The organism is Methylosarcina fibrata AML-C10, from assembly GCF_000372865.1.
In the GTDB taxonomy this organism is placed as follows: Bacteria; Pseudomonadota; Gammaproteobacteria; order Methylococcales; family Methylomonadaceae; genus Methylosarcina; species Methylosarcina fibrata.
In genome coordinates, this window is record NZ_KB889965.1 from 1,440,761 (window position 1) to 1,466,493 (window position 25,733).

Sequence of the window (25,733 nt, forward strand, 5' to 3'; positions counted from 1 at the left end):
GGATGATTTCGCTTTCTACCCGGCGGCGCGCTGCCCTCTTTTAGAGGCCTCGTCACGCCCGCAAGGCGTAGTGCCTGAACGGGCCTGACGAGATGGGTGCAACACAGTTGAAAAGATCGCTTATTGAATACGTCAGGACACTTTCAGCCAATACAACGAATAAACCATGATGATCAGGATGTATACATAAAATTCGATCAACAGTTTATTCTGTTTGTCCGCCGTTTCCTGGGTCAATGACGACGTCTTGTCGGTCGCTCTCTGCATAGAGCCCGATTGCAGATTTTGTGAATAAAAGGCGACGTCCATGATCGGAGCCATAGGCGACTGGTTATGGGTTTCCGTCTTTGCGCCGTTCCCGAACGCAAAGGCATCCAGCGACAACGCCAACGCTGCCATGAAAATTATAATTGTTTTTATCATCTTCTATCCTCCTCGCGGTATCAGAAAAGGTATCGATCATATATAATATCGATACGATATTATTTTGCCGATTTTATGATATGAAAACAACACATTTTTTCGAATTTGTTTCCGGCAGGATAAAAAGAGGAATGGCCGCTCAATTACGCTCGGCCGGGAAAGCCTGAAATTAGTGAGATCAGGCTCTTTTTTCCGCTGTAAAATCGCCTTTTATTTGATAAACAGGAATTGGTAGAGCGGTAAAAAAAGTGCCGACGGCCGTTCGTCAGTGCGGCAATGGATGCTTTGCCCCGGCTTACCGGCACTGCCATTAAGTTAAGCAACCTTTGGGAGCGGTAAAGGTCGTAGAAGGATTTGGAGGCCGTCATGGACAAAAAAGCAGGCGTTGAACCGGAGCCGAGAGAAAATCAGCGATGAGGTTTTCAAGCGGCGGCACTCGGCGACGGACCGAGCCTTCACCCGGTTGCGCAGCTTGCCTTTCAGTTTAGTGCTGGTAATGGTGCTCCGGAACAGTGTGAAGGCCCTCCAGAACGTGGTGAACGAGGTCATGGCGTGGTTGGAGCAGTGCCCGGTGACTGCCAGCGCGTACTCACAAGCCCGCTACAAATTCAAACATACGGCTTTCATCGAACTGAACGAGGAAGCCGTGGTGCGGGCGATGTATGGAAGCAACTATCTGACGTTCTGGGGGATGCGCATTCTGGCTGTGGACGGTTCCCGCCTGATCCTGCCGAACACCGAAGAGGTCAGGCAAGCGTTCGGAACACTCCCCCACACGAATGGCCGGGACGCGGGACGGCTTGGGGAACATCCCTACGCCACGGCGTCGGTGCTGTTTGATGTTCTGAATCGCGTGGCGTTGGACGCGACGCTGGGATGCGCTAAGGCCTACGAAGTAGATCTCGCCGTGGCGCACCTGCCCCATACCCGCCCAGGCGACCTTCTGATCATGGACCGGAATTATGCATCCTACCGGATTCTCGCGGAGTTCGTCCATCACGGACGTGATTTCGTGATCCGCTGTTCTGCGGCCTCATTCGGGCCTGCGCAAAGGATGATGAGAGGAGAAGGGCCTGACAGCCAGATCGTCACGCTGGTTCCGTGCGCTGCGCAAGCGGGTCCGGTTCGCCAGCTTGGCCTGCCCGCATCCATCAAGGCGAGGTTTGTGCGCGTCCTGCTGAATACGGGTGAGTGGGAGGTGCTGGTCACCTCCTTGCTCGACGAAATCCGATATTCCACGACAGAATTTCGGTCGCTCTATGCCTGGCGTTGGGGGATTGAAACATTTTACGGCTTGCTTAAAACCCGGCTGGAATTGGAGAACTTCACGGGTAACGGCGCCGAGGCCGTGCGTCAGGACTTCCACGCCACCATTTACCTGTCCGGCTTGGAATCCATCCTGACCGAACCGGCCCAAGCCCGCTTGGACGCGAGGACAACCCGTTATCCACAAGCCGTGAACCGCTCGGTCTCCTTCAATGCCATCAAGATGGCCGCTCTGGAATTGCTCTCCAGTGATCTCAACTTGGAGCCGCTGCTGGAACGGTTGACTCAGTTATTCCAGACCAGCCCCGTAACGGTCCGGCCAGACCGTTCCCCTCCGCGCCGGAAGCCTTCCGACCGCGTTTCGCTGAATTTCCATAAGCGCAAGAAAAAGCACGGTTTATAGGACTGGCAAACCTTAACTTAATGACAGTGCGGCTTACCGGGAGTCAAATCCTGAAAAAAGCGGCTGAGCGGATTAAGAGGATGGAATAAAGAGAGAAAAGCCTGCCTACAATAACGGGCTGGCGCATAAGGAAATATTAATGGGAATTTCCAAGTCAATCAATAAAGGCGGCCGTCAAATTGTTTTCGGTTTACCTATGGGATCCCCGAGTGGGGCGAAATATCTCGTCCGGATGGATAAAACCGAAGATAAAACAATTCGGCTCGGCGACCGATATGGAAACGCTCTAATCCCAGCGATCGTCCCTGACCTGCACTCTGCCGTTTTCGATGCGCACCGGAAAACAGGCGATGTCTTCGTAGGCGGGCGGCGCTTTGACCTCGCCGGTTTTAACGCAAAAACGCGCGCCATGGCGGGGACAAATGATTTCGTCGCCGTCCAGTTCGCCGCTGGCGATTTCGGCGCCGTCGTGCGTGCAGACGTCCTCGATCGCGTAAAACCGGCCGTCGATTTTAAATACCGCGACGTCGACGCCGTCGACGTCGACCACCACATGTTCTCCATCGGCCAAAGCGTTTTCGCCGACTGCGTCTACCCATTCGGACATGGTCAATTTCCTTCAATTCGAGTCTTTCAAATACACATCGTAACGCAATAATTTTCCGCGAAAGCTTTCGCTCGGCTTACCGCCTAGGGGTTCGGCGTAATCCGGGCTTTTCACCACCACGCGCTTGCCGGCCGCCTTGAACGCCGCGGCAAACAGGGCCTCCTTGTCCGGATCGTCGCCCACCAGATCGTGCAAAAGAGCCATCGATTTTCGGGTAAGCGCCGACTTTTTTCTTTTCGGAGGAAACATCGGATCGAGATAAATGCAGTCGGGCCGAAGGGTCAACTCCGCCAGAAAAGCGATCGCATCGCCGACTACCAATTCGGGCGGTTCCAGATTCAGTCTCCGCATCCAGTCCAGGCCGGCCAGACGCCGAAAGCCGTCGGCCAGCAATTCTCCCATGACCGGCGATCGTTCGAGGCACCGCACTTCGTAGCCCATGCGGAAGATGGCCAGGCTGTCCTGGCCCCAGCCGGCGGTCGCATCGATCACGGTCCGGGTTTTACGCCCGATGGCCTGCGCCAGAATGTTCTGTTTGGGCGCCGGCCAGGAACGCTGCTCGCCCTGGCGGGGGTCGACCTCGACGAACAAACCGCCTTTTTTCAATAGCTCTTGATCGAGCAGTTTCAAACAGCCCTCGCGCCAGCTTAAAAACAAGCGTTCATCGTCGGAGCCGACGTCGGCGGATGAAACCAGAGGCACGGCCAGCCGTTCCGCCAGTTGCCGAAACGGCAGGACATCGCCCTGGCCTTCGTAGAGCACGGCCAGTTTTTCAAAAGGCCCTCGATCATTCCGGCAATCCGGAGCAATGACGGGGATCACTCGGTGGAAACGGCGGCGGCTTGATTCTTCAATGCGGCGTCGAGCGTATGCCAGGCCAAGGTGGCGCATTTCACCCGGGCCGGATAATCGCGCACGCCGGCCAGGACGGCCAGTTTTCCGACCGCTTCGAGACGGACATTTTCCTCCTTGCCGGTCGTCATCTCGTGGAATTTTTTGAACAATTCTTCGGCTTCGCGCTCGGTCTTGCCTTTGATGATTTCGGTCATCAGCGACACCGAGGCCGTGGAAATGGCGCAGCCCGATCCTTGAAAACTGGCGTCGGCAATGACATTGCCGTCCATTTTCAAATACAGGGTCAGACGGTCGCCGCACAGCGGATTGAAGCCTTCCACCTTCCGGTCCGCATCGTCGATGATGCGAAAATTCCTGGGATTCCGGTTGTGGTCAAAAATGACCTCCTGGTAGAGGTCGCGCAACTCGTCAAACATCAGCCAAATACCTTTATTATCGAATCCAACCCTTGTATCAACACGTCGATCTCTTCTTTCGTGTTGTACATTGCAAAGGACGCTCTTGCCGTCGCCGGAACCTTGAAAAAATCCATCAGCGGCATCGTGCAATGGTGCCCCGCCCTGATGGCGATGCCCAAACTGTCGAGCATGGTGCCGATGTCGTGCGGATGAATCCTGTCCAGCACGAAAGAGAGAATCGCGCCTTTGTGTTCGGCTTCGCCGATGATTCTGAGTCCCTTGACCAATTTGGCCTGCTCGGTGGCGTAGGCCAATAGCTCGGCCTCATAGGCAGCGATGTTTGCCATGCCGATTGCATTCAAATAGTCGATGGCGGCGCCCAGGCCGATCACGTCGGCAATGCTCGGCGTGCCCGCTTCGAACTTGTAAGGCAGCGTATTGTATTCGGTTTCTTCGAAGGTCACCTTGCGGATCATGTCGCCGCCGCCCTGGTACGGCGGCATCGCTTCGAGCAGGCCCTGTTTCCCGTAGAGCACGCCGACGCCGGACGGCCCGTACAGCTTGTGGCCGGAAAACGCATAGAATTCGCAGTCCAGCTCCCGGACGTCGACCGGCATGTGCGGAATCGCCTGGGCGCCGTCGAGCAAGACCGGTATGGCCCTGGCATGCGCCGCGGCAATGAGCCTTTTGACCGGGTTGATCGTGCCCAGCGCGTTGGACATGTGCACGACCGAAACCAGGCGCGTTCTGTCGCTCAAAAGTTGCTCGAACTGTTCGACAAGCAATTCTCCTTGCAGCGAAATGGGCGCGACTTTCAGCACCGCGCCGGTCTGTTGGCACAGGATCTGCCACGGCACGATGTTGGAATGATGCTCCATCGCGGTAATCAGGATCTCGTCGCCGGCTTTGAGCTGGCTTCTGCCGTAGCTTTGCGCGACCAGATTGATCGCTTCGGTGGCGCCCCTGACAAAGATGATCTCTTTTTCGCTGGCGGCGTTGATGAAGGTTTTGACCTTGCTTCGGGCGCCTTCGAAAAGATCGGTCGAGCGCACGCTCAGCGTATGGACGCCGCGATGCACGTTGGCGTAATCGTGGCTGTAAAGATGCACGAGGCTGTCGATGACGGCTTTCGGCTTCTGGCAGGTGGCGGCGTTGTCCAGATAAACCAGCGGCTTGGTGCGGAGGACTTCCTGCAGGATCGGGAAATCCGAACGAATTTTCTCTATGGGAAACTGTGTCATAAGTAGTGTCTATCGATTCCGATAGGCGGATTTCTTCAGAATCCGCCTAACCATTTACTCTTAATTCCGGGCGGATGGATCGGCCGGGGTCCGAGAGGCGGCTTGCCATCGGACAAAACCTCTCCGCCAGGGCTACAACCAATCCTTATCGACGCCTTCCTGCGGGAAGCGCGCCAATACCTGGGCGAGCACCTGATCGTGCAGGCTGCCGATCCCGATCTTTCCGACCATTTCATTGGCAAAGGCGAAGGTCAGCATGTTCCGGGCCGTTTCTTCGTCGACGCAGCGCGATTGCAGGTAAAAAACCGATTTTTCGTCGAGCTGGCCCACGGTGACGCCGTGGCCGCATTTGACGTCGTCCGCGTAAATTTCCAGTTGCGGCTTGGTATCCGCTTCGGCGTCTTCGGACAACAACAGGTTGCGGTTATTCATTTGCGCATCGGTTTTTTGCGCATCTTCCGCAACGACGATCCGTCCCTGAAACACCCCGCGCGCCCGGTCGTCGAGCACGCCCTTGTAGATTTCCCGGCTGCTGGCGTAGGGCTTCCGGTGATTGATCCGGGTATGGTTGTCGAGATGCTGGCGCTTGACGCCCAGATACAAACCGTTCAGTTCGCAGTCGGCGGCCTGATCCAGATCGGTATGAACGTCGCTCCGGGCCAGCAAGCCGCCGAAGGCGAAGTTGTGATGAACCAGGCGCGCGTCGCGTTCCTGCTTCACGTAAAGCCCGCCGAAATGATAAGCTTTGGCCGATTCGCACTGCATTTTATAGAAAGTCAGGCCGGCATTGGCTCCGACGAACGCTTCGGTCACGGCCGCGACCAGATAGGCGTTGTCCGGACCGACAAAGGTCTCGATCACCCGGGCTTCGCCGCCCTGTTCCACCACGACCAGATTGCGCGCGGCCGCCAGGCCGTCGGCTCCGGTCACGACGTGCAGCAACTGAATCGGCTTGGCCGGCGTTGCTCCGGCAGGGATTCTGATCAATAGACCGTCGCTGAACCAGGCCGTATTGAAAGCGACAAACCCGTTCTCCTCCGGGCCGACGACCCGCCCCAAATACGGCTCGACCCAGTCCGGACGGGCTTGCAGAGCTTTGGCCATGCTCATCACGGTCACGGACTCGGGCAATCCTTCCAGGCGGGAAAGCTCGGCGGAGAAATGGCCGTTCACCAGCACCGCCGACCAGGCATCGGGCAGGCGGTAGCCGTCCAGCCAGGCTGTATCGACCGCGCCAATATTAGGCCGACCCTGCGGCACGAACCGTTTTTTTTCGATGGCGGAGACATTGGTATAGCGCCATTCCTCCTCCCTGGGCGAGGGAAAGCCGTGCGCGGAAAAATGGGCCAGGGCCTCGCTCCTAAGCTGCGTCAGCCAGGACAGACCGCCGCCCGGCAACGCCGGCGCCAGCGTTTGGTAATCCTCTCGATAGGAACTCACGATCGCCGAACTCATCACGCCGCCTCGACCCAGCCGTAACCTTTCTCTTCCAGTTCCAGCGCGAGCTCGGGACCACCGGATTTGACGATCCGCCCGTGGGCCAGCACATGGACAACGTCCGGCTTGATGTAATCGAGCAGACGCTGGTAATGGGTGACCATGATGAAGGAACGCTCCTTAGAACGCAGCGAATTGACCCCGTCGGCGACGATTTTCAAGGCATCGATGTCGAGACCCGAATCGGTTTCGTCGAGAATGCAGAGCCTGGGTTCCAGGATCGCCATCTGCAGGATTTCGTTGCGCTTTTTTTCGCCGCCGGAAAAGCCTTCGTTGACCGCGCGGTACAGGAACTTTTCATCCATGTCCAGCAAGCGGACCTTGTCTTTCACCAGCGTCAGAAAATCCATCGCGTCGACCTCGGGTTTGCCCTGGTGCTTGCGAATCGCATTCAGCGCCGCCTTCAGCAGATAGATGTTGCTGACGCCGGGAATTTCCACCGGATACTGAAACGCCAGAAAAACGCCTTCGCGCGCGCGGACTTCGGGCGCCATGTCGATCAGATCCCGGCCATCGTAGCTGACCGAACCCTTCGTCACGGTATAACCGCTCTTGCCCGACAGGATATGCGCCAGCGTACTCTTGCCGGAACCGTTGGGGCCCATGATGGCATGGATTTCGCCGGGGTTCACCCCAAGATCGATGCCTTTGAGGATGGGCTTGTCGTTCACGCTGACGTGAAGGTTTTCTATGTGGAGCATGTTGATTTTTACCTGTGTTATTTAACGGGTTTTACACCCAAATCTTTACAAATCTTATTCGCCAAAATATCTTGAATTTCAGTATGCCTCGGAATCGCTGAACGTTTATTCTGTGCCGGATTATGCCGCCATAAATGCCGCCCGCCTTCTCTTAAAAATTCGCAGCCTTGTGCACCGTCAGGTATTTGATCAGTTCGGCCCGCTTCACAGCGCAATCAGTTCTTCGTGATACCGGGTTTCTGCATTGGCTAAAGCTTCTTCACGATTAAAAACCAAGGCTTCCTGCAAAGTGATTTTCAGGCTTTCGATCAATTCGTCATGCGTTGCGTTCTGACAATTGATGCCCGGAATCTATTCGATCCAGCCCAGCCACCAGTCGCCGTCCTGTTTGATTACTGCGGTGTAATGGTTATTCATAAATCATCATTAAAAAATTGATGTGCCGTTTTATTCACTTAAACAGGATGGTTCAGGCATACAATAAACGCCCTTTGGGTTCCGGAATTGGCCGGCCCAGTTCCACCGCAGTCTCTATCCACTCGGCAATGACTTGTTCGGCATTCCTGACGGCTTCCTGATAACTGTTCCCGTCCGCCATGCAACCGGCCAGTTCCGGCACTTCGGCGATATAAGCCTGATCTTCCTCGCTCCAATAAATAATCATTTCATATTTGGTCATCATCTAACCTCAAACGATAACGGACAATAATGTGCCGGATTTGCTTGACTTGATACGCTTTCGCCATTGAACCGGTTGGCTGTATATTCAAAATTTCGGCAATTCCATCTTTAGTGAAAATATGATGGTCGCCCCGAATTCGTTCCTGAAAATCCAAACGCAACAACAATTGCCTCAATTCGAAAAACGGAATATTGGCATCGGAACGTCCATGAAGAATCCTCTGCAGGATCTTGTCGTATTTACCCACTAACCAACCGAACCTTCCAGACTCAATCCCAACAACGCCTGCGCTTCCACGGCGAACTCCATCGGCAGTTCCTTGAATACCGCCTTGCAGAAGCCGTTGACGATCATCGACACCGCATCTTCGGCCGACAGGCCGCGCTGCTGGCAGAAGAACAACTGGTCCTCGCTGATTTTCGAGGTCGTCGCTTCGTGTTCGACCTGAGCCGACGGCTGCCGGACTTCGACGTACGGAAAGGTATGCGCGCCGCAGCGGTCGCCGATCAGCAGCGAATCGCACTGGGTATAGTTACGGGCGTTTTCCGCGCTTTTCAACACCTTGACCAGACCGCGGTAAGTGTTCTGCGCCTTGCCCGCCGAGATGCCTTTCGATACGATCGTGCTGCGGGTATTTTTGCCGATATGGATCATTTTGGTGCCGGTATCGGCCTGCTGAAAATTGTTGGTCAGCGCCACCGAATAAAACTCGCCGACCGAATTGTCGCCGGTCAGAATGCAGCTTGGATACTTCCAGGTGATCGCCGAACCGGTTTCGACCTGGGTCCAGGACACCTTGGAATTTTCGCCCAGGCAATGAGCGCGTTTGGTTACAAAGTTGTAAATGCCGCCCTTGCCTTCCTTGTCGCCCGGATACCAGTTTTGCACGGTCGAATACTTGATCGTGGCGTCCTTCAGCGCGACCAGCTCGACCACCGCCGCATGCAGTTGGTTCTCGTCGCGCATCGGCGCGGTGCAGCCTTCCAGATAGGAGACGTGGCTGCCTTCGTCGGCGATGATCAGCGTCCGTTCGAACTGGCCGGTATTGGCGGCGTTGATCCGGAAATAGGTCGACAATTCCATCGGGCAGCGCACGCCTTTCGGGATGTAGACGAACGAACCGTCGGTGAACACCGCCGAATTCAGCGCCGCGAAAAAATTGTCGGTGTGCGGCACGACCGAGCCCAGATACTGCTTGACCAGTTCCGGATAATCGCGCAGCGCTTCCGAAATCGGGCAGAAAATAACGCCGGCTTCCTTCAGTTTGCCTTTGAACGTGGTCGCCACCGAGACGCTGTCGAACACCGCGTCGACCGCGACGCCGGCCAGCCGTTCCTGCTCGTCGAGAGGAATGCCCAGTTTTTTGTAGGCGCTGAGCACTTCGGGATCGATGTCGTCGAGGCTTTTCGGCCGGTCTTCCTTGCGTTTCGGCGCGGAATAATAGCTGATCGCCTGATAATCGATCGGGTCGAACTTGACGAAAGCCCATTCGGGACTCTTCATCGTCTGCCAGTGGCGGAACGCCTTCAGCCGGTATTCGAGCATGAACTCGGGTTCTTTCTTGACCTCCGACAGCTTGCGGATCACTTCTTCGTCGAGACCGGGAGGAAAGGTCTCGGTTTCCACCACGGTGACAAAGCCCTGTTTGTATTCCTGGCTGATCAGATTCTGGATTTCTTGAGCACTTGCGGACATAAAAAACTCTCTATAAATTTCGGGTAAGCCATACCACCGGACAATACTGCGGGCTTTCTTGCTAACGATATAAACTGGCCACCGGAATCAGGATCTCTTCGGGCACCATCGCAGGCCGAATCAGATCCGCCAGCGTTACCGACTCCAGGGCATCGTGGATGGCCTGATTGATCACGCTCCAGTTGCTGCGAATCCCGCAGCCGGAAGCCTGCTCGCAGCCCTGATGGGAAATGCTGCATTCGGTCAGGGCGATCGGGCCTTCCAGCGCGCAGATCACCGCCGCGACGGTAATGCGTTCCGGCTCGCTGGCCAGCGCATAACCGCCTTTGGCGCCGCGTGTGGAACTCAGCACTTCGGCGTTGACCAGCAGTTTCAATATCTTGCTGACCGTGGGCAGGGCGATGCCGGTCGCCGCCGCGATTTCCATGGCCGCATGCACCTGTTTGCTGTCTCTGGCCATGAAACTCAAGATAACCGTGGCATAATCAGTCAACTTGCTTAATCGTAACATATCCCGCTCCTGAAAATTGAGGACTATTTTAGTACTATTTAAAACCAGAGTAAAGAGGTTGGTTATTGGTAGAAAGAAAAAGTGAAAGGTTCAAGACGAAAAACGCAGCGCTTCCAGGCCGTTTTTACCGCGATGCCACGAAAACTCCAGCCGAACTTTTTCCAAATCTGGTATGATTGCGCCCCACTTTTCAATCATTGTCATAAGGATTCTTTATGTCGGAATTTGTCAACGTATCCGTCGTCAAAAAAGCCAACGTCTACTTCGACGGCAAGGTCAGCAGCCGTACCCTGCATTTTGCCGGCGGCGCGGTAAAAACCCTGGGCTTCATGCTACCCGGCGAATACACCTTTAATACGGCGGACCCGGAATTGATGGAAATCATCGACGGCGAACTCGAAGTGTTATTGCCCGGTTCGGACGAGTGGCAGCCGGTCGCCGCAGGCGGCTCTTTTCACGTGCCGGCTAATGCCCGGTTCACGGTAAAAATCAAAACGCCGACCGACTATTGCTGTTCCTTTCTCAAATAACGGGAACAGCGCCACCTTCGGCGACGGCTGCGGCTTTCGGGCGAAAATCAAGAATGAATAATCGCCCTGACCGGCCGGCCGTTGCCACTGGCATCTTTCGATTTTCACAGTAATTCTTTCCGATCATGAGCTTCTGGAAAACGAAAAAACTCGGCGAAATGACGACCGAGGAATGGGAGTCGTTATGCGACCGCTGCGGCAAGTGCTGCCTGATCAAGCTGGAGGACGAAGACACCCGCGAAATCCATTTTACCAGCGTCGTCTGTAAATACATCGACCTGAAAACCTGCCGATGCACCCGCTATGACGAGCGCACCCGGCTGGTTCCTCAGTGTCTGGATTTAAAACAGCATGACTTCGCCGAATTCAATTGGCTCCCTTCCACCTGCGCCTACCGCCTGCTGAGCGACGGCGAAGACCTGCCCGCCTGGCATCCCTTGCTGACTGGGAACGGAAAAAGCGTCGAGAAGGCTGGCATTTCGATCAAAAGCTACGCGATGAAAGAAACCGAAATCGACCGTCCGGAAGAGCACATCATCAGATGGCTGGATTGAGCAATCGGTGAATCCGATGAATTCGGCTCGTTCTTGCGCCCACCGTTTCGGTTATTCGGGACATCCTTGCCCCCTTTCCGGTCGATAGATTTCTTCAATTAAAGGTAGGCCGAGGGTCAGGATAAGACAGCTTTCCAGAATGGGCTTAATGAAAGAATGCATGGCTATATTCCTCTTGAATTCGGCGGTGTGGTGTATTAATGCAGGGCGACCCCATGCCCGGTTTCTGTCCGCTATCCTTTCCGTTGCATGCGTTTTGGCCGGTTCAATCGGTACGCGATGAATCCGTATTGGATGTATTTTATTTTTATCAAACAGCCTCGTAACGGAGACAGCCGAAAAGGAAGGCATCCGGTTGCCGCTCCCCGACACATTACAGAATGAATGTAAAGGGTAAGAGAGATTATTCGATTTCTTCAGAGCTTCATTGAAAGCGCGATATGATTTCGTAGACGATCAAGATTCGGCCTTTATCACTTCGTTCCGACAGTGTACAAGAGGCCTGCCGACTTTATAAATCCCGCAATCGGGCGCACAGGATTCGATAAAGCGCCTGGTGGGCTTCCACCATCGCATTGTCCAGCCCGCAACCGAAGACGACATCCAGATGATCGAATCGACGGCCTGTGCTGTCCTCCGCTTTTTCCCAGTACCATTTCCCCGTTTCGAGTTGTTCTCTCCGCAAAACGCCTTCGCCGCCGACCGGATGATTCCCCGCCGTGAAAGGATATCTCTGGGAAATAGAACTGACGGCGCCGTCGTTTTCCTGCCATTTTCCGGCCGTCAAGTCGCCGCTGCCCCAGCCGGGTATGGGCGGTTCATTGAAGCCGGGGAAAACTCCCTGGTACATTCCTGAAAGGGCCAGCAGAGGGTTTAATCCCCATTCAGGAACTTGTCGTCCGAAAAGCTCTTCCTTTCGGGTTTGAGAGGTAACGAAGGACAGATAGTAGGTATCGGGATGCGTAGTAAACTGTTTGTTGGCTTTCCAGCAGCCCTGTAACGAAAGATCGAAGGCGAGATTATCCTCGCCTTGGGCAAAACGGCTAGCGCTGAGAGCTGAAGTCAAATCCTCCAGGTTGCCCGGCGTTTTATCGCCGAGCCACTGGTCCAGTTTGAAGTCGTAGAATTCCTTAACCGGTCCTTGAGCGGCCAAACCGATCACTTCGACCCCTTTCCCGAGAAAATGACCTACCGGGCCAGTCAGCAAGCCGGTGGATTGATCGCAGCCGAGCAGATAAGGCAGCGTCGACCCGTTCAAAACGCCCGCTATTGAAATAATGGCTTCGATCCACCCCGCACTCGAACCGCAGTCCCAGTAATCTTCCGCCAGCAATCGCTGAAGCTGCATGCAGGTTTGGGCACCGGCACTGTGGCCGACTAGAATGACGGGATTATCTTCCGACCAATCCTTGACGAAACACTGTCCGCCAAAACGTTTCGATGTCCTTTTGTGTCCTTCGTTCAGGCTATGTTGCGCCCCATAATCCACCGGTACGCCCTTGATTTGGGCGAATACCTCGCAGGCCCGGTCGTGAAAGGAGCTCACCGGCCCGCAGCAAGCCTCGTGAACCGCAAAATCCTCCTTGAACGCCTCCATGGCATGGCCCCAATACGGCATCCCGCCCAGTTCTCCCGGTCCCCAACCGAACAAGCCGTGTACGAATACGATGTTTTTTGATTTCATTGCTGGATCCTCCGTTTTTGATTATCGGGTCATGCCGGACAGAAGTCGAAACTGCCGGGCGCAAACCGAGGCATTTCGTTTATTGTCTTCTCCGGTTGTTGTCACAGTTGCATCGTGTTTCCGGGATAACCGGTGACCTCAAGCCAATGGCTTACATTTTGCCGGGCCAGCTCGAATTCCTGCAAAAACATCGCGCCGATCCTTCCGAAACACCGTTATGAACAAACCGGAGCCGCCGGAACGGCAAGCAGCCGGTGTGTTGCTGCCGACTATGACCGAATTGATTATCAAATAAAATATCCCATAAGCTCAGGCCTGATTTTTAAAAAACGGTCAAGTTATTCCCTTGGAATGATTGCCTTCCGCCTTCCGACCTTCCGTTCGTTATAAGGCTAATACTTTTATCGGCCGGTGCGTAGCCGTTCGTTACCCGTAGAAAAAAGGCCTAGATCGTACGGACAGTTGAAAGCCGGCACCCATGCGATTAATCTGTCATTGCACCGGGACCGTCGTTTTTATTCGGCAGGCCGAACCGATCCGGGCGGCCGGAGAGCCGGCGAAACCGAGCGCCCCCGGCCTCGATGAATTGATACTTTTATTCAAGGTGAAACCGTGAACGGCATAGAGCAACAATTCCGCGATGAAATCGAGGTGGAACGCCTGTGGGTGGTCACGGGGCACGGCCAATACGTTTTTTTCTCGATGTTGCTGGTATCCGGCCTCCTGGTTTTCGGGCTCTGGGATACGGCTTCGCAGAAACTGCTGCTAGGCTGGTTTTTATTGCTGACTGCCATCAATTTCTGCAAATGGATGGCGTTGAATTTTTACCACCGGCACAAGGAGGTGCTGAGCGCGAGCAGGAGACGATTCAAGCGGATCATCCTGACGATCGCCGCGTTGACCGGCCTGTGCTGGGGATTGTGCGTGATTTGGTTTATGACGCCCGCGCAACCGCTGAACGTCTTGCTCGTCAGCCTGACTCTGATCATCGAGATCGTGGGCGCCATGCTCACCTGGACCTGCTATCTGCCCGCGGTGATCGCCATTTCGTTGCCGCCGGCCTTGCCTTTGGTCAGTCTGCTTCTGCTCCAGGGCGGCCAGATGTATGCCGCGGCCGCGCTCATTCTGGCCATTCTGACGGTATTAGGCGTGGTCAGCAGCTTGAAACTGGCGGACACGTTGAATCATGCATTGATCCTGAATTTCGAGAACGTCGCGTTGCGCCGGGAATCCGAAGAGAAATCGGTGCTGCTGGAAACGGCTCTGGAAAACATGAGCCAGGGCATCAGCATGACGGACGGCGACGACCGGCTGCGGATGTGGAACCGGCAATTCATCCGGCTGCTCGGCCCGGCGGGAGAACGCGTCTCGGCCGATGCCCATCTGGCCTCGATTCTCCAGGCGGCCGACCCTCGCCTGACGATGGCTTCCGAAGACCGCTCCGAATACCGGTTGGCCGAAGGCCAAGTCTACGAGATCCGGCAGTCGAAACTGGCACAAGGAGGACGGGTGCTCACTTTCACCGACATCAGCGATTTAAACAAACGCGAACAGGCGCTTGAAAAAGCGCGTAAGGAAGCCGAGCAGGCGAATGCGGCCAAAACCCGTTTTCTGGCGGCCGCCAGCCACGATCTCAGGCAACCCATTCATGCCTTGGGCTTGTTTTTCGCCGAACTGTCGGACCGGGTTCATGGCCCGGAAACGGCACGAGTCATCGGCCAGATCGACGATGCCATCGCCTCCATCAATTCCATGCTGAATGCCTTGCTGGACATTTCCAAACTGGATGCCGGCGTCGTCAAACCCGCCGTCCAGCCGCTGGCTCTTCCCGGCCTGTTCGCCCGCCTGCAAACCGAATTTCAAGCGATTGCCTGGGAAAACCGCAACGACTTGCACTTCCGTCCGGCGGGCGCCCTTGTGGAAACGGATCCGGCCATGCTCGAACGAATGCTGCGCAATCTGATAGGAAATGCTTTGCGCTATACCGAAAACGGCCGCGTTTTAGTAGGCGGCCGCCGGCGCGGAGACTGCGTCGAAATTCAGGTGATCGACAATGGACCGGGTATTCCGGAAGACCAACTGGATGACATTTTTATCGAATTCCATCAGTTGCAGAATCCGGCGCGCGACCGGCGGCAGGGTCTGGGCCTGGGTCTGGCCATCGTCAAACGCCTTGCTGCGTTACTAGGCCATGAGATCAAAGTGGCTTCGCGCCGGGGCCGAGGTTCCTGTTTCTCGATCACCTTGCCGCTGACTCGCGCGGCAAACCAGCCGGCATCGGCGCATTCGTATGAACAAGCCTATTATCCGAACGACTCGCTGTCGGGACGGCAGGTCTGGGTGGTGGAGGACGACACGGCCGTTCTGGCGGGCATGGAGGCGCTGCTGACTCGCTGGGGATGCCGGGTCATCACCGCCGCATCGCCGGCCGAAGCGGAGGAAAAACTGGCCGCTCACGGGCAGCCTCTGGAATTGCTGATCGTCGACTACCGTCTTCCGGGCACTGTCTCGGGCATCGACTTCGCAAGACGCCTGCAAGCCCGGTTGGACTGTCCGTTCGAAGTATTGGTCATTACCGGCGACACCGGTCCTGAACGTTTACGCGACGCCGACGCCAGCGGTTATCCGCTGTTGCACAAGCCGGTGCAGCCCGCCAAGCTGCGCAGCACGCTGCACTATTTGACCGGCAAGCTGATCAAAGGACATGCCTGACCGGCTCGCGTTCCGGCCGGGTTTCGCTCATTCCTCGGAGACGGCAACAGGGCCCGGCACCAGACCGAGCCGCGACGCTTCGATGACCGCTCCGGTCCGATTGCGGGCGCCAAGACAGCGCATGATGGCGGAAACATGCAGTTTGACCGTGCCTTCCGCCAAATTCAAAGTATTCGCAATGGATTTGTTCGGTAGCCCGCGCGCCATCAGTTTAAGCACTTCGATCTGGCGGGAAGTCAGCGGAACGGGCGGTGCCTCAAACCCGCCGGCAGCAGGCGCCGAGAGCCGGGCTCCTTCCAATTTGCCCAGCAAGCGGGGCGGAACGTAGATGTCCCCCTGCAGGATCAGGCGCAGCGCGGCCAGCATCTCATGGCTGCTGCACGACTTCGGAACATAGCCGACGGCCCCGCTGTCCAGGGCCCGTTTCACGTGGGAAGACGTTTCCGAACCCGAAAGCACGACGATCGGCACCGTCGGCGCCAGTTCCCGCAAGTTCGGCAAAGCGGTCAGGCCGTCGACGTCGGGCAGGTCGATGTCCAGCAGGACGAGATCGAGCGTGCGCATGCGGACGATCCATTGCGCCGCTTCCTCGGCATTGGCGGCTTCGAGCACGACGGTTTGCGGGTCGATTTGATGCAGCACGTGGAGCAGCGCTTCCCTGAACAAGGTATGGTCGTCTACCAGCAAGATATGCATACAGTCAACTCCTATCCGATCGTTATGGGAACAGTCTCTCTCTTCCGGACAGCACGGCACTTCCGGTTGCTCCCGGAGCACCGCGCCGGACTCAAGCGCCAAAGGATAAAGCAGGATAATCGGCGCAAGGAAAGCGGGCTGCTTTACGATCGCCAGTATAACAAGAGCCTTCGGGGAACGCATAATCGAATTAAGGGCGTTTCTGACCGTTAAATCGGAGAAAGATGACCCGGAAAATAGCCGGCGGCAAGCCGCTTGTTTTTTATCGGCGGTCTCGAATCCGTCATAAATGTTCGCTACGCTTTTATTTTTGCCGGCGCTAACGGATAATCGGCTTTCCGAGCATCCTTGGTGATCGCCGTTCAGAGTGGTTTTAGAGCCTCCTCCGCTAAGCACAGGCTCCGCGACCACTCTCTCCCTCTTTGACGTCCGACAACTCGACGGGGCTTCTTCGATGAAAACAAGCGAATTTTTTCGGCCCGACATGGCCAAGAGACTGGACGGCCTGGCCGAACTGGCCACCGATTGCCGTTATACCTGGGCGCACGGCGCCGATGAAATCTGGCGGGCTCTTAATGAAGAACTATGGAATCTGACCCGAAATCCCTGGCTGGTGCTGCAATCGGTATCGCATGCGCATCTGGAAGAGCTGGCCGACGACCGGTATTTTCTCGAACAGCTCCGTTCCGCCGTCTCCGCGCATCGCCTCGCGTTGTCGGAAGCGCGCTGGTTTCAGCAATGCCACGAGCAAAAAGCCGAACTGAAAAAAATCGCTTATTTCAGCATGGAGTTCGGGCTCAGCGAAGCGCTGCCGCTTTATTCCGGCGGCCTCGGACTGTTGGCGGGCGACCATTTGAAAGCCGCGAGCGATTTGGGCCTGCCGTTGGTCGGCGTGGGCCTTCTGTATCAGAACGGCTATTTTCGCCAGGATTTCGATGCGGACGGTAATCAGATTGCACTCTATCCGTCGAGCAACGTCAGCGACATGCCGATCACGCCGGTGCGCGACGCCAACGGCGAATGGCTGCGCATTAAATTATTGACGCCGTATCAGCTTTGGGTCCGGGTCTGGCAAGCGCAAATCGGCCGCATCAGTTTATATCTATTGGACACCAACGATCCTATCAATCACCCGGTCGACCGCTGCATCGCCACCGAACTGTACGGCGGCGGTTCCACCCATCGGCTGGCGCAGGAGATTTTGCTGGGCATCGGCGGGTGGCGGGTATTGCGGGCCTTGGGCCATGTCCCCGACGTCTGCCATCTCAATGAAGGCCATGCCGCCTTCGTGGTGCTGGAACGTGCCCGCGATTTGATGCGCGAAATCAACATCGATTTCGCCGCCGCCCTGACCATCACCCGCGCCGGCAACCTGTTTACCACGCACACGCCGGTCGAGGCCGGCTTCGATCGGTTCAACCCCGAACTCGTCAACACCCAGTTGGGCTTGTACGCGAAAGAACTGGACATCGATCTGGCCACTTTGTTAAGCCTGGGCAGAAAGCCCGGAAACAGCGATCCGAAAGAGCCTTTCAACATGGCCTATCTGGCCATCCACGGCAGCGCGGCGGTTAACGGCGTCAGCCGTCTGCACGGCGAAGTCAGCCGGGAAATTTTCAGCCCGTTGTTTCCGTCGTGGTCGAAATACGAAATCCCCGTCACGCATGTAACCAACGGCGTCCACGTGCCGACCTGGGACTCGAAAGAAGCGGACGAGCTGTGGACTCATTTTTGCGGCAAGGACCGCTGGCTGTACGACTCGGCCCGACTTACCGAACAGTTCCGGCCCGTCTCGGATCGGGAACTCTGGCAGTTGCGGGCGAACAACCGGGCCCGGCTGGTGCAGTTCGTCCGGGACGAATACGGCCGGGAACTGAACATTCACAGTAATCTGTCCGAAAGCGAACTCGAAAAACGGGTGCTCAGGATCTTCGATCCCAACGTCATGACCATCGGTTTCGCTCGTCGATTCGCGACCTACAAGCGCCCCAACCTGCTGTTGACCGATCCCGACCGGCTCGCCCGGATACTCTGCAATCCTTCCCGCCCCGTGCAACTGGTCATTTCCGGCAAAGCGCATCCGGCCGATCTTCCCGGCCAGCAGCTCATCAGAGCCTGGCAACAGTTCATGCACCGGCCGGAAATTCGCGAGCGCGCCGTCTTCCTCAGCGATTACGACATGATCACCGCGGAATTTCTGGTCCAGGGTGTCGATTTGTGGATCAATACGCCCCGGCGCCCGTGGGAAGCCTGCGGCACCAGCGGCATGAAAATTCTGGTCAACGGCGGCCTGAATCTTTCAGAAATGGACGGCTGGTGGGCCGAAGCCTATACTCCCGAGGTAGGCTGGTCTTTAAATGGAGAAGAAGGAGAACACAGCGATCGGGAACAGGCGGAATTGCTGTATCGCCTGCTGGAAGAAGAAATCGTCCCCACTTTTTATGACCGTAACGAAAACGGTCTTCCCGAGCGGTGGACAAAAATCATGCGCGCCAGCATGACCACTCTGACCCCTCATTTTTCGGCTAACCGGATGGCTCGCGAATACACCGAGCATTTTTATCTGCCGTTGTCCGGCAGCTATCGGGAAAGAGCCGCCGACGGCGCCGAACGGGGCATCGGTCTGGCCCACTGGCTGCAGCGGATAAACGTCTCCTGGGCGAAAATTCATGTTACCCAAGTACAAATCGAGAATCGGGAGGCTGAGCATTTTTTCTGCCTGCACCTCTACCTGGGCGATCTGACTCCGGAAGACGTCTCCGTGCAATTGTTTTCGGAGCCCGCTCCGGGCATCACGGACTCTATCCATGACGTCGAAACCGGCCGGCCGATTCCCGGAGCCGTCAACGGTTACGTCTATGCCATTACGATTCCCGCCGTCCGCCCCATCGGCGACTATACGCCCAGAATCATACCCCGCCATGCCGGCTGCCGGGTGCCGATGGAGACACAGCGTATTTTATGGATAAAATAATGGCTTCCAAGCCGATTCCCGATACGTCCTCCGTGCGCGCCTGATCGTTCTCCCGTTTTCCAGGCTTGCGCTTGCGGGAGAGCCGTTCTTGTCCGCGGAGCCGAAGTGTTGCGAGACTTTGAACGAAACTGAAAAAACCGATAGACGATCGATGCAGCGAACGGATTGAACAACATGACGAACAGGCCACAACGCTCCGCTTCTCACCCGGCACTGCCTTATTTCGACCACTTGCTCAAACTTCTTGAGCGGGAAGACCGCCGCGCCATCGAACAAAGCTTCGGACGTCATGTCCATTGGGGTTACTGGCAAACGCCCGAACAGGCCGAACCGACTCCGGAAGATTTCGCCAGGGCGGCGGAAAATTTAACCGCCGAGCTCTGCCGGGCCGGACAAATAATCGACGGCCTGAGGGTTCTGGACGTCGGCTGCGGTTTTGGCGGCACGCTGGCCCATATCGACGAGCATTACTCGCGTATGACGCTGACCGGCCTGAATCTGGACGAGCGCCAGTTGCAAAGGGCCAGAAAATTGCTCCGGCCTTCTCCCGGCAATCATCTCGCCTTCGTTCAGGGCGATGCCTGCCGCCTGTCGTTTCCCGACCGCTCTTTCGACGTCGTGCTGGCGGTCGAATGCATTTTCCATTTTCCGAGCCGGGCACGTTTTTTTCAGGAAGCCTACCGAGTGCTGGCGCCCGGCGGCCGTCTGGCGCTGTCCGATTTCATTCCGACGCCGGCGATTGCGCCGTTGGCCGGCATCCGGCTGCCGGAGCGCCTGAGCCGGGGTTTTTACGGCCGCTGCAACGTGCAATGCACCGATCGCGGCTATCGCCGGCTGGCCGAGCAAAACCGGTTTGGAATCCTGACCGTCCGCGACATTACCTCTCAGACGCTGCCCACCTACGCTTATTTGCGGCGCTTGGCTCGGCAAACCTCGTTCTATAACGGCTTCGCCCTGATCGAAACGGCCGCCCTGGAAATGCTCAGCCGCCTGCGCTGGATGAACTACTGCATCTATGCCTTCCGGAAGCGCGGCTGAGCTCAGGCTTTATTCGTTTGAGACATTCCCTCTCTTAATCCGCTGAAATTCTTTCCCCGCTCACCGGAAGACCGGTCCTGGAACTAATACCCTTACTTTCTGTCGTATTTTTGACACCATATTAGAATATAAGGAGGGTGTTATGAAAACGCATAAAGAAAAAATGGTAAAGGTCTGGATTATGTTGGCTTTTTCATTGATGGCTATTCTGGCTTCGATGAGTGCCGGCGCACGAGAAGATATCGATCATGAAAGCGAAACCGGGATAATTTATCAGAACAGCTTCGGCCACCACGGCATTTACGGTTATCCGAGCAGCGTACCGAGCAAGGCTTCCGATAGTCCGGAAATCGTTTATGTCAGCCTGGCGTACGGCCCGGCTATTTATAGCTATGTCCATCCCGGTACGGAAAAGGTCGTGCCGTGGAATGTCGAGTACGTGGATCCCGCCTACGGTCCGGCAATTTACAGTTACGATCGGGCGCAAAAGAACGGCGAGGTAAAAGTATTACCGTTCCTGTATCAATGATCTTTGACGGAAACGCCTTCCCGGAAGCGAATATCGAAGAGTTTGTCGGAAATGACCGTTAAAAACTCTCGTCCGTTGCTGCTTTAACCGGGAAGGCGTTTCTACCAAGAAACATTCATTAAAATGGACAGACGGCTATCCGGAGCGTCGGTTTATCTTTTTCTGAAAAATATATAAAGTAAAGCGGACCCGTAACTTTTTCCGGATGCCGTAACCCTTTCGGCAACGAACGCCAGGCTCACAGCATGACTTGCACCAAACCGCGCATCAAAGTCGTCATCATGGGCGCCGCAGGGCGCGATTTTCATAATTTCAACGTCGTTTACCGAGACGATCCGTCGACCGAAGTCGTTGCCTTTACCGCCGCCCAGATTCCGGATATTGCCGGTCGGCGATATCCGCCGCTGCTGGCCGGACCCCATTATCCCGGCGGCATTCCGATCGCCGATGAAGCCGATTTAGCCGCGCTATGCCGTACCCATGCGGTCGACCGGGTGATCTTTTCGTACAGCGACGTCGCGCACGAGCAAGTGATGCACAAAGCCTCTCTGGTGCTGGCCAACGGCGCCGATTTCATGCTGCTGGGCCCGAACCGGACCATGCTCCGGGCCCGCGTTCCGGTGATCGCCTGCTGCGCCGTGCGCACCGGCTGCGGCAAATCGCAGACGACGCGCTGGCTGTCGCGCCGGTTGAAAGCCTGCGGCCTCAAGGTGGCGGTCATTCGTCACCCGATGCCTTACGGCGATCTCGAAAAACAGGCCGTGCAGCGTTTTGCCGACCGAAGCGATCTGGATCGGGCAGACTGTACGATCGAAGAGCGCGAAGAATACGAACCGCATCTGGCGGCCGGCAACGTCGTATTCGCCGGCGTCGATTATGCCAAAATCGTCGCTCTGGCCGAACAGGAAGCCGACGTCATTCTTTGGGACGGCGGCAACAACGACTTTTCGTTCATCCGCCCCGACCTGCACATCGTTCTGGTCGATCCTCTGCGTCCCGGCAACGAAACCAGCCATCATCCGGGCGAGGCGGTGTTGCGCATGGCGGACGTCGTTCTGATCGGCAAAGTGAATTCGGCCGCCGAGGCCGATGTTCAGAAGGTCGCCGACAACGTGCGGGCGATCGTTCCCCAGGCGCCGGTGATCCGCGGCGCTTCGATCGTGCAATTGAGCCGGCCCGAACGGGTTCGGGGGAAACGGGCGCTCGTGGTCGAGGACGGTCCGACGCTCACGCACGGCGGCATGCCGTACGGTGCGGGCTACGTCGCCGCCGTCGAGGCGCGGGCGGCCGAAATCGTCGATCCCAGGAATTACGCGGCTCCGGAGATCAGCGAAATCTACCGCCAATACTCTCATATCGGCAAAGTTCTGCCGGCAGTCGGCTACCATCCCAAACAGTTGCTCGACCTGCAACAGACCCTCCAGGCCGCCGACGCCGACGTCGTCGTAACCGCGACGCCGTGCGATCTGGCCGCCCTGATCGACATCGGCAAACCGGTCGTTCGGGCCGCTTACGAATACGCCGAAACGACGGAGCCCGGCCTTGGCGAACTGGTCGAATCGTTTCTGATGAAAAAAGGGTTGATAGCGGCCGAAACACGGTAGGCCTTGTCCGGGCCGCTAATAAGAATTTTGGGCTACGGTCGGCAGTGGATCCCATGGCAATCCGACGAGATCAGGGTGCCGGCAGTTCCTTTGAGAATATTCCCCGCCTCGTTCAGTCGGCCGATGCCGGCCCGCCCTCCGGTCCGTTCCACGAATTCGCAGGCGGCCTCGACTTTCGGCGCCATCGACCCTTCGGCAAAAATTATTTTCCGAAGGGCTTCCGGAGAAGCGGCGCGGACCGGTCGGGCTCTTGTCGCGCCCCAGTCCAGATACACGGCATCGACGTCGGTCAGCATCAGGAACAGGTCGGCGCCCAGCTCGCGGGCCAGCAGCGCGCTGGCCAGATCCTTGTCGATGACCGCTTCGACGCCGGCCAACCGCCCCTGTCCGTCCCGCACGACCGGAATGCCTCCGCCGCCTGCGCAAATCACGATAATGCCGGCGGCCACGAGCAATTCGATCACGTCGAGTTCCAGAATTCTCCGGGGGCGCGGCGACGGCACCACACGCCGGTAATTTTCTCCGTCCCGGGCGATCTGCCAGCCACGATCTTTTACCAGTTTGTCCGCCGCCGGTCCGGAGTAAACGGGACCGATCGGTTTACCGGGTGCGGCAAAAGCCGGATCGTCCGCGGCCACTTCAATCTGGGTCAACAAAGTGGCGCAGCGGCGCGATGCGGGCAGACGGTTGCGCAGCTCCTGTTCGATCAAATAGCCGATCATGCCTTCGGTTTCGGCGTCGAGAATATCCAGAGGATAACTTTCATCGGGATTGTAGGCCGCGCCCTGCAATGCCAGCAGGCCGACCTGCGGGCCGTTGCCGTGAGTGATGATGAGCTCGTGCTTGTTGGCCAGCGGCGCCAGCGCGGCGGCAGCGGCCTGAACGTTTCGGCGCTGGTTTTCCGGCGTCAGGGCTTCGCCCCGGCGCAGCAGCGCATTGCCGCCCAACGCGGCGACGATTCTCACGGCGCGTCCCCTATCCCTCGTCCGGCGCCGAAATGCCGGCATCGGCCGTACAGTGCATCAAACATCGGATTCATTCTCTTAAAAGAAAGAAAACTCAAAATCAGGCCGTCCCTGTCTCTAAAAGCCCTGGTTCATGCCATACCGCTAAACCAGAACCCGCTCCTGCAACAACTTGATCTCGTCGCGGATTTTCGCCGCCTGCTCGAACTCCAGATCCTTTGCATGCCGGTACATGGCTTCTTCAAGCTGCCTGATTTTCTTGCCGAGCTGCTTCGGCGTCATGGCCTGATAATGCGGCTGGGCTTCGGCGACTTTTTTACCGGCGATAGCCGGCGCAAATCCCGAACCCGGAATGGCGGTCTGCAGAATGTCGGTCACCGATTTATAAACGGTGGCCGGCGTGATTCGATGGTCTTCGTTGAATCTCCGCTGTTTTTCGCGGCGCCGCTCGGTTTCGTCGATCGCCTGCTGCATCGATTTGGTGATCCGGTCGGCGTACAGAATCGCCTTGCCGTGCACGTTGCGCGCCACCCGGCCGATGGTCTGCACCAGCGATACCGTGGAGCGGAGGAAGCCTTCCTTGTCGGCGTCCAGGATCGCGACCAGCGACACCTCCGGAATGTCGAGGCCTTCGCGCAACAGATTGATCCCGACCAGTACGTCGAACTGGCCGAGGCGCAGGTCGCGGATGATTTCGACCCGTTCGACGGTTTCGACGTCGGAGTGCAGATAGCGGACCCGGATGCCGTGTTCGCCGAGGTATTCGGTCAAATCTTCGGCCATGCGCTTGGTCAGCGTGGTCACCAGCACCCGTTCTTTCAGGGCAATCCGCTTCGTGATTTCCGACAACAAATCGTCGACCTGGGTCGTCGCCGGCCGCACTTCGACTTCGGGATCGAGCAAGCCCGTGGGCCTGACCACCTGTTCGACGAAAACGCCCGAATGCTCCTTTTCGTAAGGACCCGGCGTCGCCGAAACATAAATCCGCTGCGGCGATTTGAGTTCGAATTCAGCGAAGGTCAAGGGCCGGTTGTCGAGCGCCGAAGGCAGCCGGAAACCGTATTCGACCAAAGTTTCCTTGCGCGATCGGTCGCCCTTGTACATCGCCCCGATCTGGGGAACGGTGACGTGGCTTTCGTCGATCACGATGATCGCGTTGTCGGGCAGATAATCGAACATCGTCGGGGGCGGCTCGCCCGCGCTCCGTCCCGACAGATAACGCGAATAATTTTCGATGCCCGAACAATACCCCATCTCCAGAATCATTTCGATGTCGAATAGCGTTCTTTGTTCCAGGCGCTGCGCTTCGACCAGCTTGTTCAACGAGCGCAATTGCTCGAGGCGCTGCTTGAGTTCGATTTTGATCCGGTCGACCGCGGTCAACAATTGCTCGCGCGGCGTGACGTAATGGTTCTTCGGATACACGGTGTAGCGGGCCACTCGGCGCAAAATTTCGCCGGTTAGAGGATCGAACAACGACAGGCGCTCGACCTCGTCGTCGAACAACTCCACCCTGAGCGCTTCCTGATCGGACTCCGCCGGGAAGATGTCGATCACTTCGCCGCGCACCCGGTAGGTGGCCCGGCGCAAATCCAGATCGTTGCGCGTGTATTGCATTTCGGCGAGGCGGCGCAGAATGCTGCGCTGATCGATTAGATCGCCCTTGACCAGATGCAGCACCATCTTGAAATAGGACTCCGGCTCGCCCAGGCCGTAGATCGCCGACACAGTCGCCACCACCACGGTATCCTCGCGTTCGATCAGGGCTTTGGTCGCCGACAGCCGCATTTGTTCGATGTGTTCGTTCAGCGACGCATCCTTGTCGATATAGGTATCGGAGGCCGGCACATAGGCTTCCGGCTGGTAATAATCGTAATAGGAGACGAAATATTCGACGCTGTTTTCCGGAAAGAACTCCTTCATTTCGCCGTACAACTGCGCGGCCAGGGTTTTGTTGGGCGCCAGAATCATCGCCGGGCGCTGCACCTGTTGGATCACATTGGCGATGGTGAAGGTTTTACCGGAACCGGTGACGCCCAGCAGAGTCTGATGGACTTCGCCGTCGCCGAGGCCTTCGATCAGTTTTGCAATCGCCGACGGCTGGTCTCCGGCCGGCTGAAACCGGCTGTGCAGTTTAAATTCTTTTTTCACTCGCTATTTACTCGAAA

At 56.8% G+C, this 25,733-nt stretch carries 23 protein-coding genes; 8 read left to right on the top strand and 15 right to left on the bottom strand.

What is annotated here, in order from left to right; translation table 11 throughout:
* Positions 1–132: 132 nt before the first annotated feature.
* Complete coding sequence (locus A3OW_RS0106865; protein WP_020562689.1) at positions 133–423, bottom strand: hypothetical protein; 291 nt, start codon at positions 421–423, stop codon at positions 133–135.
* Positions 424–808: 385 nt separating this feature from the next.
* On the opposite strand from A3OW_RS0106865, the gene A3OW_RS26300 reads away from it, so the two are divergent.
* Positions 809–2,092, top strand: a complete 1,284-nt coding sequence (locus tag A3OW_RS26300) for an IS4 family transposase (protein WP_020562690.1) — start codon at positions 809–811, stop codon at positions 2,090–2,092.
* 286 nt (positions 2,093–2,378) lie between these two features.
* Here A3OW_RS26300 and A3OW_RS0106875 read toward each other — a convergent pair whose 3' ends face one another.
* The 10 genes from A3OW_RS0106875 to A3OW_RS0106925 all read right to left on the bottom strand — a co-directional run bounded on the left by A3OW_RS0106875 (position 2,379) and on the right by A3OW_RS0106925 (position 10,279).
* Complete coding sequence (locus A3OW_RS0106875; RefSeq protein ID WP_020562691.1) at positions 2,379–2,699, bottom strand: non-heme iron oxygenase ferredoxin subunit; 321 nt, start codon at positions 2,697–2,699, stop codon at positions 2,379–2,381.
* Between the two features lie 12 nt (positions 2,700–2,711).
* Positions 2,712–3,521, bottom strand: a complete 810-nt coding sequence (locus A3OW_RS0106880) for a class I SAM-dependent methyltransferase (protein ID WP_020562692.1) — start codon at positions 3,519–3,521, stop codon at positions 2,712–2,714.
* Positions 3,518–3,970: a Fe-S cluster assembly sulfur transfer protein SufU gene (gene sufU / locus A3OW_RS0106885; protein WP_020562693.1), complete on the bottom strand. Its 453-nt coding sequence runs from the start codon at positions 3,968–3,970 to the stop codon at positions 3,518–3,520. The genes A3OW_RS0106880 and sufU overlap by 4 nt, the downstream gene beginning before the upstream one ends.
* Positions 3,970–5,193, bottom strand: a complete 1,224-nt coding sequence (locus A3OW_RS0106890) for a cysteine desulfurase (RefSeq protein WP_020562694.1) — start codon at positions 5,191–5,193, stop codon at positions 3,970–3,972. The genes sufU and A3OW_RS0106890 overlap by 1 nt, the downstream gene beginning before the upstream one ends.
* A 132-nt stretch (positions 5,194–5,325) precedes the next feature.
* Positions 5,326–6,648, bottom strand: coding sequence for a Fe-S cluster assembly protein SufD (sufD, locus tag A3OW_RS0106895; RefSeq protein ID WP_020562695.1), 1,323 nt, complete (start codon positions 6,646–6,648; stop codon positions 5,326–5,328).
* Positions 6,648–7,391 (bottom strand): Fe-S cluster assembly ATPase SufC, encoded by a 744-nt coding sequence (gene sufC, locus A3OW_RS0106900; protein WP_020562696.1) that lies wholly within the window; start codon positions 7,389–7,391, stop codon positions 6,648–6,650. Before sufC ends, sufD begins: the two co-directional genes overlap by 1 nt.
* Positions 7,392–7,860: 469 nt before the next feature.
* Positions 7,861–8,073, bottom strand: coding sequence for a type II toxin-antitoxin system HicB family antitoxin (locus A3OW_RS0106910; protein WP_020562698.1), 213 nt, complete (start codon positions 8,071–8,073; stop codon positions 7,861–7,863).
* Positions 8,057–8,320, bottom strand: coding sequence for a toxin HicA (locus A3OW_RS26975; RefSeq protein ID WP_083918158.1), 264 nt, complete (start codon positions 8,318–8,320; stop codon positions 8,057–8,059). The genes A3OW_RS0106910 and A3OW_RS26975 overlap by 17 nt, the downstream gene beginning before the upstream one ends.
* Complete coding sequence (sufB, locus tag A3OW_RS0106920; protein WP_020562700.1) at positions 8,320–9,768, bottom strand: Fe-S cluster assembly protein SufB; 1,449 nt, start codon at positions 9,766–9,768, stop codon at positions 8,320–8,322. The genes A3OW_RS26975 and sufB overlap by 1 nt, the downstream gene beginning before the upstream one ends.
* 61 nt (positions 9,769–9,829) lie before the next feature.
* Positions 9,830–10,279, bottom strand: a complete 450-nt coding sequence (locus A3OW_RS0106925) for an SUF system Fe-S cluster assembly regulator (protein WP_020562701.1) — start codon at positions 10,277–10,279, stop codon at positions 9,830–9,832.
* A gap of 215 nt (positions 10,280–10,494) precedes the next feature.
* On the opposite strand from A3OW_RS0106925, the gene ppnP reads away from it, so the two are divergent.
* Positions 10,495–10,809, top strand: coding sequence for a pyrimidine/purine nucleoside phosphorylase (gene ppnP / locus A3OW_RS0106935; protein WP_020562703.1), 315 nt, complete (start codon positions 10,495–10,497; stop codon positions 10,807–10,809).
* A 125-nt stretch (positions 10,810–10,934) separates the two neighbouring features.
* Complete coding sequence (locus A3OW_RS0106940; protein WP_020562704.1) at positions 10,935–11,363, top strand: YcgN family cysteine cluster protein; 429 nt, start codon at positions 10,935–10,937, stop codon at positions 11,361–11,363.
* Between the two features lie 511 nt (positions 11,364–11,874).
* Here the strand turns inward: A3OW_RS0106940 and A3OW_RS0106945 are convergent.
* Complete coding sequence (locus A3OW_RS0106945) at positions 11,875–13,047, bottom strand: lipase-like domain-containing protein (RefSeq protein WP_020562705.1); 1,173 nt, start codon at positions 13,045–13,047, stop codon at positions 11,875–11,877.
* Between the two features lie 612 nt (positions 13,048–13,659).
* On the opposite strand from A3OW_RS0106945, the gene A3OW_RS0106960 reads away from it, so the two are divergent.
* Positions 13,660–15,759: a hybrid sensor histidine kinase/response regulator gene (locus A3OW_RS0106960; protein WP_020562708.1), complete on the top strand. Its 2,100-nt coding sequence runs from the start codon at positions 13,660–13,662 to the stop codon at positions 15,757–15,759.
* A gap of 27 nt (positions 15,760–15,786) precedes the next feature.
* Here the strand turns inward: A3OW_RS0106960 and A3OW_RS26980 are convergent, their stop codons facing one another.
* Positions 15,787–16,455: a response regulator gene (locus tag A3OW_RS26980; RefSeq protein ID WP_033412228.1), complete on the bottom strand. Its 669-nt coding sequence runs from the start codon at positions 16,453–16,455 to the stop codon at positions 15,787–15,789.
* Between the two features lie 454 nt (positions 16,456–16,909).
* On the opposite strand from A3OW_RS26980, the gene glgP reads away from it, so the two are divergent.
* The 4 genes from glgP to A3OW_RS0106985 all read left to right on the top strand — a co-directional run bounded on the left by glgP (position 16,910) and on the right by A3OW_RS0106985 (position 22,600).
* Positions 16,910–19,429, top strand: coding sequence for an alpha-glucan family phosphorylase (glgP, locus tag A3OW_RS0106970; RefSeq protein WP_020562710.1), 2,520 nt, complete (start codon positions 16,910–16,912; stop codon positions 19,427–19,429).
* Positions 19,430–19,603: 174 nt separating this feature from the next.
* Entirely contained in the window at positions 19,604–20,467 is an 864-nt protein-coding gene (locus A3OW_RS0106975) for a class I SAM-dependent methyltransferase (RefSeq protein WP_020562711.1), read from the top strand.
* 142 nt (positions 20,468–20,609) lie between these two features.
* On the top strand, positions 20,610–20,996 hold the full coding sequence (locus A3OW_RS24290) for a hypothetical protein (RefSeq protein WP_020562712.1): 387 nt from the start codon (positions 20,610–20,612) through the stop codon (positions 20,994–20,996).
* A 245-nt stretch (positions 20,997–21,241) separates the two neighbouring features.
* Entirely contained in the window at positions 21,242–22,600 is a 1,359-nt protein-coding gene (locus A3OW_RS0106985) for a cyclic 2,3-diphosphoglycerate synthase (RefSeq protein WP_020562713.1), read from the top strand.
* Between the two features lie 32 nt (positions 22,601–22,632).
* Here A3OW_RS0106985 and arcC read toward each other — a convergent pair whose 3' ends face one another.
* Entirely contained in the window at positions 22,633–23,565 is a 933-nt protein-coding gene (arcC, locus tag A3OW_RS0106990; RefSeq protein WP_020562714.1) for a carbamate kinase, read from the bottom strand.
* A 144-nt stretch (positions 23,566–23,709) separates the two neighbouring features.
* Positions 23,710–25,716, bottom strand: a complete 2,007-nt coding sequence (gene uvrB / locus A3OW_RS0106995) for an excinuclease ABC subunit UvrB (protein WP_020562715.1) — start codon at positions 25,714–25,716, stop codon at positions 23,710–23,712.
* Positions 25,717–25,733 lie beyond the last annotated feature (17 nt).